Source organism: Enterobacter sp. 01-M-03-SI-ECC (assembly GCF_047530215.1).
Taxonomy (GTDB): domain Bacteria; phylum Pseudomonadota; class Gammaproteobacteria; order Enterobacterales; family Enterobacteriaceae; genus Enterobacter; species Enterobacter chengduensis.
This window is the reverse complement of the sequence record NZ_JBLKDA010000005.1, coordinates 237,348-243,752: the sequence shown is the minus strand read 5'-3', so window position 1 is coordinate 243,752 and position 6,405 is coordinate 237,348. Positions and strand designations below refer to the sequence as shown.

At 55.9% G+C, this 6,405-nt stretch carries 6 protein-coding genes; 4 read left to right on the top strand and 2 right to left on the bottom strand.

Features of this window, described 5'->3' with window-relative positions; translation table 11 throughout:
* Positions 1-155 precede the first annotated feature (155 nt).
* A complete protein-coding gene (locus ACMWKK_RS07625) occupies positions 156-1,385 on the bottom strand; it encodes an amino acid permease (RefSeq protein WP_112781000.1) in 1,230 nt (409 codons plus the stop codon).
* Positions 1,386-1,504: 119 nt separating this feature from the next.
* The gene (locus ACMWKK_RS07620; protein WP_045329182.1) at positions 1,505-1,966 is read right to left on the bottom strand and encodes a multidrug/biocide efflux PACE transporter; all 462 of its coding nucleotides are present in this window, start codon (positions 1,964-1,966) and stop codon (positions 1,505-1,507) included.
* A 105-nt stretch (positions 1,967-2,071) separates the two neighbouring features.
* Between ACMWKK_RS07620 and ACMWKK_RS07615 the strand changes: the two genes are divergently transcribed.
* From ACMWKK_RS07615 to kduD, 4 genes are all read left to right on the top strand, one after another.
* Positions 2,072-2,938: a LysR family transcriptional regulator gene (locus ACMWKK_RS07615; RefSeq protein WP_048994724.1), complete on the top strand. Its 867-nt coding sequence runs from the start codon at positions 2,072-2,074 to the stop codon at positions 2,936-2,938.
* Between the two features lie 93 nt (positions 2,939-3,031).
* Positions 3,032-4,210 (top strand): acetyl-CoA C-acetyltransferase, encoded by a 1,179-nt coding sequence (locus ACMWKK_RS07610; RefSeq protein WP_045329181.1) that lies wholly within the window; start codon positions 3,032-3,034, stop codon positions 4,208-4,210.
* A 234-nt stretch (positions 4,211-4,444) separates the two neighbouring features.
* Entirely contained in the window at positions 4,445-5,281 is an 837-nt protein-coding gene (gene kduI, locus ACMWKK_RS07605; protein ID WP_045329180.1) for a 5-dehydro-4-deoxy-D-glucuronate isomerase, read from the top strand.
* A gap of 63 nt (positions 5,282-5,344) precedes the next feature.
* Positions 5,345-6,106, top strand: coding sequence for a 2-dehydro-3-deoxy-D-gluconate 5-dehydrogenase KduD (gene kduD / locus ACMWKK_RS07600; RefSeq protein ID WP_112780999.1), 762 nt, complete (start codon positions 5,345-5,347; stop codon positions 6,104-6,106).
* Positions 6,107-6,405: the final 299 nt, after the last annotated feature.

Sequence of the window (6,405 nt, the reverse complement as noted above, 5' to 3'; positions counted from 1 at the left end):
ATCAAGGCGTTGCATAGGTCGGGTCTCAGTCCAGGGCATAGCGAGTCTCCTCTTCTATGCCAGTTATAACTGTTACCCATGTATCCGGTCTAAAGTGTTACCCATGTTTCCGGTTCATACCGCAGCGCCACCCGGCACAATGCCTGGCAGGAACGTTAGCCAACAAACATTACCGACACGCACAGCACGCCGACGATCAGCGTCAGCAGATTGCCAATGGAGCGGTACTGTTTCAGCGAGGGGATCAGGTACGTCGACAGCGTCGGCATGATAAACAGGATCATGGCGATAAGCGGGCCGCTGATGGCGTAAATCATCGAAATGGCGTTCGGATTAATGCAGCAGACCGCAAAGGTGATGAACGACACCCCCATAATGGAAATCGCGCGGTTAAAGGCGCGGCTCTTTTTCACCCCCACCTGATTCAGCGACGACTTCACGATCTCCGTCGCTCCTTCAATCACCCCAAAATAGGTGCCGAGGAACGACTTCGACATCGCAACAATCGCCACGATAATCCCGGAAATGCCCAACCACGCCGGTGAAGAGGGCATCATCGACAGCGCGGACAGAATCGTCACCCCTTCTTCTTTAGCGGCCACGATATATGACGGCGGAATTGAGAGCAGGCAGCTGAAGACGAAGAACAGCACGCTCAGGCAGATGATCAGGTAGGCCACCTTCATGATTTTCTTGCATTTATCCATGGCACCATCGGCAAACTTCTCGCGACGGTCAACGGCAAACGTTGAGATAATTGGGGTATGGCTGAAGGCAAACACCATCACCGGAATCGAAATCCATACCTGATGGAGGGTATGCCGATCGGCGGTCATCTGGCTGGTCAGCAGCGCGGGTTGCCAGCTGCCGATAAGATAGAGCGAGACAAACAGAAAATAGGCAATCAGCGGAAACACCAGGAAGCCCATCACTTTTATCGTGATATGGCGTCCCATCAGGAAGATCAGGTTCAGGACCAGCACCACCCCGAGGCTAACCAGCACGCGAACGCCGTTATCCACCGTCAGGTGTTTCGCCAGCTGTTCGGTTAACGAGTTGGTGATCGCCACCGCATAAATCTGCACCACCACGAAGAAGGCGACGAAATAGAGGGTAGTGATCAGATTGCCGATCTTCTTGCCGTAATAGTGCGAGACGGCGCCGGTGATCCCTTCATTGCCTTTTGTTTTTGACGACAGGATAAATTGCGCCAGCGCTCTGTGCGGCCAGTAGGTTAAGGGGTAGGCCACGAGGGCGGTAATAAACAGGACAATCGCGCCTGCGGAGCCCAGCTGAATGGGCAGGAACAGCGTTCCTGCGCCCACGGCTGTGCCATAGAGAGCGAAACTCCAGAGAGTCTCATCTTTTGACCAAATTTTCGACATTAGAGCAACGTATCAACTATCAAACCAACGGAATGGCGTGCAATTTACCATAGATAAGCACTAAGAGCGCAGTTGCTTCGACGGAGTTTGGCCGGAACGGGCGTCCGGCCTGAGGGGGATTAGCCTGCCAGGGCGCGCCGTTGCTGGCGACGCTTAAGAAATTTTTCGCGAAGGCAATCGTACGCCCAGTTATAGAACATGGTGTACGGCAGGAAGAACAGGAAGAAGCCAATTTCCAGCGTGAATGCCTGCAGCAGGGTGACGCCCAGCACGGCGGCGACAATCGACACGCCAATCACAATAAACCCGCACTCGAACCCCAGCGCATGCAGCGCGCGCACTTTTGCCGTACGTTTGACGCGCTGAACGGGCCAGAAACGGTCGAAGCCGAAGTTATAGATAATGTTCCACAGCATCGCGGTGGTCGCCAGAATAATGGTTAACCCGCCCATCTCCATCACGGAACGCTGCATAAGCCACGCCGCCGTGGGGGCGAGAATAGCGGTGGCAATGCCTTCGAAACAGACGGCGTGAAAGATCCGCTCCGGCAGTTTACGTTGGAGTGCATCCTGGTGTTGCATAGTCATAGACCTCATTAATTCGCCGGTATGGGCGCTGATGCAGCCTATTTTTATCGCTAAAGCTGATATATTAATGATAGTATCCATCGTAAAAGTAGATAGGTCATGCGCTATTCACCCGAAGCCCTTAACGCGTTTGTCGAGACCGTGGCGGCAGGCTCTTTTTCTGCCGCCGCACGCCGGCTGCGTAAAAGCCAGTCGACGATCAGCACGTCGATTGCCCATCTTGAGGCCGATCTCGGTTTCGAACTGTTTGACCGCTCGGCGCGCCAGCCGGTGTTAACGGCCCAGGGGGAGCAGGTGCTGGGCTACGTGCAGGCCATCCTGGCCGCCAGCACGCGGCTGGATGAACTGGCGGTGTCGCTAACGGCGAAAACGGAGGCGCGTCTGACGTTTGTCCTTTCCGATACCCTCAACCCGGACGTGCTGGAAGAGATGATGAAACAGTTTGACGCCCGTTTTCCCCATACGGAATTCGAATGTCTGATTGGCGAGGAAGAGGACGTGATCGACCTGCTGCAAAAGGAGCGCGCGCAGATTGGCCTCACCGAAGCGCGGGACGGGTATCCGACGGATATCGGCGCCACCCGGCTGCCGATGCAGACGCGTATGGCGATCTACGTCGCGACCACGCATCCGCTGGCCGGGCAGCATGACGTCCAGCGTGACGAGCTGCACGGCTGGCGGGAGCTGCGGCTGAGCACCTATCTGGAGCGCGAGGCGGAGATCGCGCGCGGGCCCGTCTGGTCAGCGCCGAATTACCTGTTACTCTTGAGTATGGCGGTGCAGGGATTCGGCTGGTGCGCGTTGCCCTGTGCGCTGGTGGATGAATTTGCCGCCGCGAAATCGCTGGTGCAGCTCAATGTGCCCGGCTGGCCGCGGGCGATCGGCATCGATCTGCTGTGGAATAAACGCACCCCTCCCGGCGTGGCCGGAAGCTGGCTGCGGCAGTATCTGCAGGATGCGCGCTGATCCTTGTGATTAAACTCACTAATTTTAAACAATTAAGATAATTGCCAGTAACAATCCTCTACTATCGTCATGTCATTTAACACAGAGGTCGTGATGAAAGATGTCGTAATAGTGGGTGCGTTGCGTACAGCTATCGGCTGTTTTCAGGGATCGCTTGCGCGTCACTCGGCGGTTGATCTGGGCAGCGTGGTGGTGAAAGCGCTGGTGGAGCGTAGCGGGATCGCACCCCATGAAGTTGATGAGGTGATCCTGGGACAGGTCCTTACGGCCGGTGCCGGGCAAAATCCTGCGCGTCAGGCGGCGCTCAAAGGCGGGCTGCCTAATACCGTCTCCGCCATCACTATTAACGACGTCTGTGGTTCAGGATTAAAAGCGCTGCATCTCGCGACGCAGGCCATTCAGTGTGGTGAAGCGGACGTGATCATTGCGGGCGGGCAGGAGAATATGAGCCGCGCGCCGCACGTGTTGACCGACAGCCGCACCGGCGCGCAGCTGGGCAACAGCCAGCTGCTCGACAGCCTGGTGCATGACGGGCTGTGGGATGCGTTCAATGACTATCATATGGGCGTGACGGCGGAAAACCTGGCGCGCGAGTACGGCATCAGCCGTGAGGTGCAGGATGCCTATGCGCTAAGCTCTCAGCAAAAAGCGCGGGCGGCGATTGATTCCGGCCGTTTTCGTGACGAAATTGTCCCGGTCAGCACGCAGCGTCAGAGCGGCGAGCCTGTCGTTGTGGATACCGATGAACAGCCGCGCACCGACGCCAGTGCTGAAGGCCTGGCGAGGCTCAATCCTGCTTTTGAAATGCAGGGGTCGGTAACGGCGGGAAATGCCTCTTCCATTAACGACGGCGCTGCCGCCGTGATGATGATGAGCGAAAGCAAAGCCCTTGAACTCGATCTCCCCGTGCTGGCCCGCATCAAGGCGTTCGCGAGCGTAGGGGTTGATCCGGCGTTAATGGGGATCGCGCCGGTCTACGCGACTCGCCGCTGTCTGGAACGCGCGGGGTGGCAGCTTTCGGATGTGGATCTGATCGAAGTGAACGAAGCCTACGCCGCGCAGGCGATCTCCGTCGGAAAAATGCTGGAGTGGGATCCGCTGCGGGTCAACGTCAACGGTGGGGCGATCGCGCTGGGGCACCCGATCGGGGCGTCCGGCTGCCGGATCCTGGTTTCGCTGGTCCATGAAATGAAAAAGCGCAATGCCCGCAAAGGGATTGCCACACTCTGTATAGGCGGCGGGCAAGGGGTCGCGCTGGCCATCGAACGGTAATCTCTCCTCTTTGAAAACACCTCCTGCGGGAGGTTTTTTTTATCCTCCCTTCGTTCCCATGCCTTTTAACCGTGATCCGGGTGTCATTTTCGTTATAAACAAAATAAAAAATGAAACGTTGTTTTGAATTTAATTGAAAAGCCTATTTTATGCCGATAGTATGTGTTCATCATGAAAACGGAACGCTGTTTCGTTAATTTTCTTTTTCGGGCATAACCACATCTGGAGGTTACCGTGGACGTCAGACAAAGCATTCACAGTGCACACGCCAAAACGCTGGATACTCAGGGGCTGCGCAGCGAGTTTTTAGTTGAGCAGGTGTTCGAGGCCGACAAATACACTATGGTCTACAGTCATATCGACCGCATCATTGTGGGCGGGATTATGCCGGTGGCAAAAACCGTCTCCGTGGGCGGGGAAGTGGGTAAACAGCTGGGCGTGAGCTATTTTCTTGAGCGTCGCGAGCTGGGAGTGATTAACATCGGCGGGCCAGGCACCATCACCGTAGACGGTCAGTGCTATGAGATTGGCCATCGCGAGGCGCTGTACGTGGGGAAAGGGGCGAAAGACGTAGTCTTTGCCAGCATTGACGCCAGCAAACCCGCGAAGTTTTACTACAACTGCGCGCCGGCTCACGTCACCTATCCAAATAAAAAGGTCACCACGGCAGACGTCGCCCCCGTAACGCTGGGCGACAACCTCACCAGCAACCGCCGCACCATCAATAAATACTTCGTGCCGGACGTGCTGGAAACCTGCCAGCTGAGCATGGGCCTGACCGAGCTGGCGCCGGGCAACCTGTGGAACACCATGCCGTGCCATACCCACGAGCGCCGCATGGAAGTCTACTTCTACTTCAACATGGATGAGGACGCCTGCGTGTTTCACATGATGGGGCAGCCGCAGGAGACGCGCCATATCGTGATGCACAACGAGCAGGCGGTGATTTCGCCGAGCTGGTCTATTCACTCCGGCGTCGGGACAAAAGCCTACACCTTTATCTGGGGTATGGTGGGTGAAAACCAGGTCTTTGATGACATGGACCATGTTGCGGTCAGCGATCTGCGCTAGTCGCGGGCAGTGAAGCATAAACCTGCCTGTGAGTGACAGGCGCTGAAAGAGTAAGGAATAAACATGATTCTGGATGCATTCTCTCTGCAGGGGAAAGTGGCGGTGGTTTCCGGGTGTGACACCGGGCTGGGTCAGGGGATGGCGCTAGGCCTGGCGGAAGCGGGCTGTGACATCGTCGGGATTAACCTTGTTGAACCCTCGGAAACTATTGAGCGCGTGACCGCGCTGGGCCGTCGCTTTCTCAGCCTGAACGCCGATCTGCGTAAAATCGACGCCATTCCGGAACTGCTGGATCGCGCGGTGGCTGAATTTGGTCATATCGATATTCTGGTCAACAACGCCGGGCTGATTCGCCGTGAAGATGCGATCAGCTTCAGCGAGCGCGACTGGGACGACGTGATGGATTTGAACATCAAGAGCGTATTTTTTATGTCCCAGGCGGCGGCGAAGCATTTTATTGCGCAGGGGAAAGGCGGCAAGATCGTGAATATTGCCTCTATGCTCTCGTTCCAGGGCGGCATCCGCGTACCGTCCTACACCGCGTCCAAAAGCGCGGTGATGGGCGTGACCCGCCTGCTGGCAAACGAATGGGCAAAGCATAATATCAATGTGAATGCGATCGCGCCGGGTTACATGGCGACCAACAACACGCAGCAGCTGCGTGCAGACGAGCAGCGTAGCGCGGAAATCCTCGACCGCATTCCGGCGGGGCGCTGGGGCCTGCCGGGCGATCTGATGGGACCGGTGGTCTTTCTGGCCTCGTCGGCATCGGACTATATCAACGGCTATACGATTGCGGTTGATGGCGGCTGGCTGGCGCGATAATTCCTGCTGGTATGAGAACCTCTGCCCACGGGCGGAGGTTTTTTTTACATAAATATTGGCGTCGTCCATATCGATAAAGATGAAAAATCCATACTGAAAAATCATTAATGACGGCAATCACACTTTAATTGCTTAAATATTAACTGATTAGTAAAAATGCGTGATTATTCGCCACGCGTTGAAATTGTAATGTCCATCACAGATCGCTATGCCGCAGCGAAATAATCCATATCTTCACCTTTTCCCGCCTGACACTTTTCCGCGCTTTCTCGTAATTTCAGTTAACGAATTTTGCTGTT

Coding starts and splice junctions, on each gene's coding strand:
- ACMWKK_RS07625 (WP_112781000.1), bottom strand. CDS start 1,385: ATGTCGAAAATTTGGTCAAAAGATGAGACTCTCTGGAGTTTCGCTCTC.
- ACMWKK_RS07620 (WP_045329182.1), bottom strand. CDS start 1,966: ATGCAACACCAGGATGCACTCCAACGTAAACTGCCGGAGCGGATCTTT.
- ACMWKK_RS07615 (WP_048994724.1), top strand. CDS start 2,072: ATGCGCTATTCACCCGAAGCCCTTAACGCGTTTGTCGAGACCGTGGCG.
- ACMWKK_RS07610 (WP_045329181.1), top strand. CDS start 3,032: ATGAAAGATGTCGTAATAGTGGGTGCGTTGCGTACAGCTATCGGCTGT.
- kduD (WP_112780999.1), top strand. CDS start 5,345: ATGATTCTGGATGCATTCTCTCTGCAGGGGAAAGTGGCGGTGGTTTCC.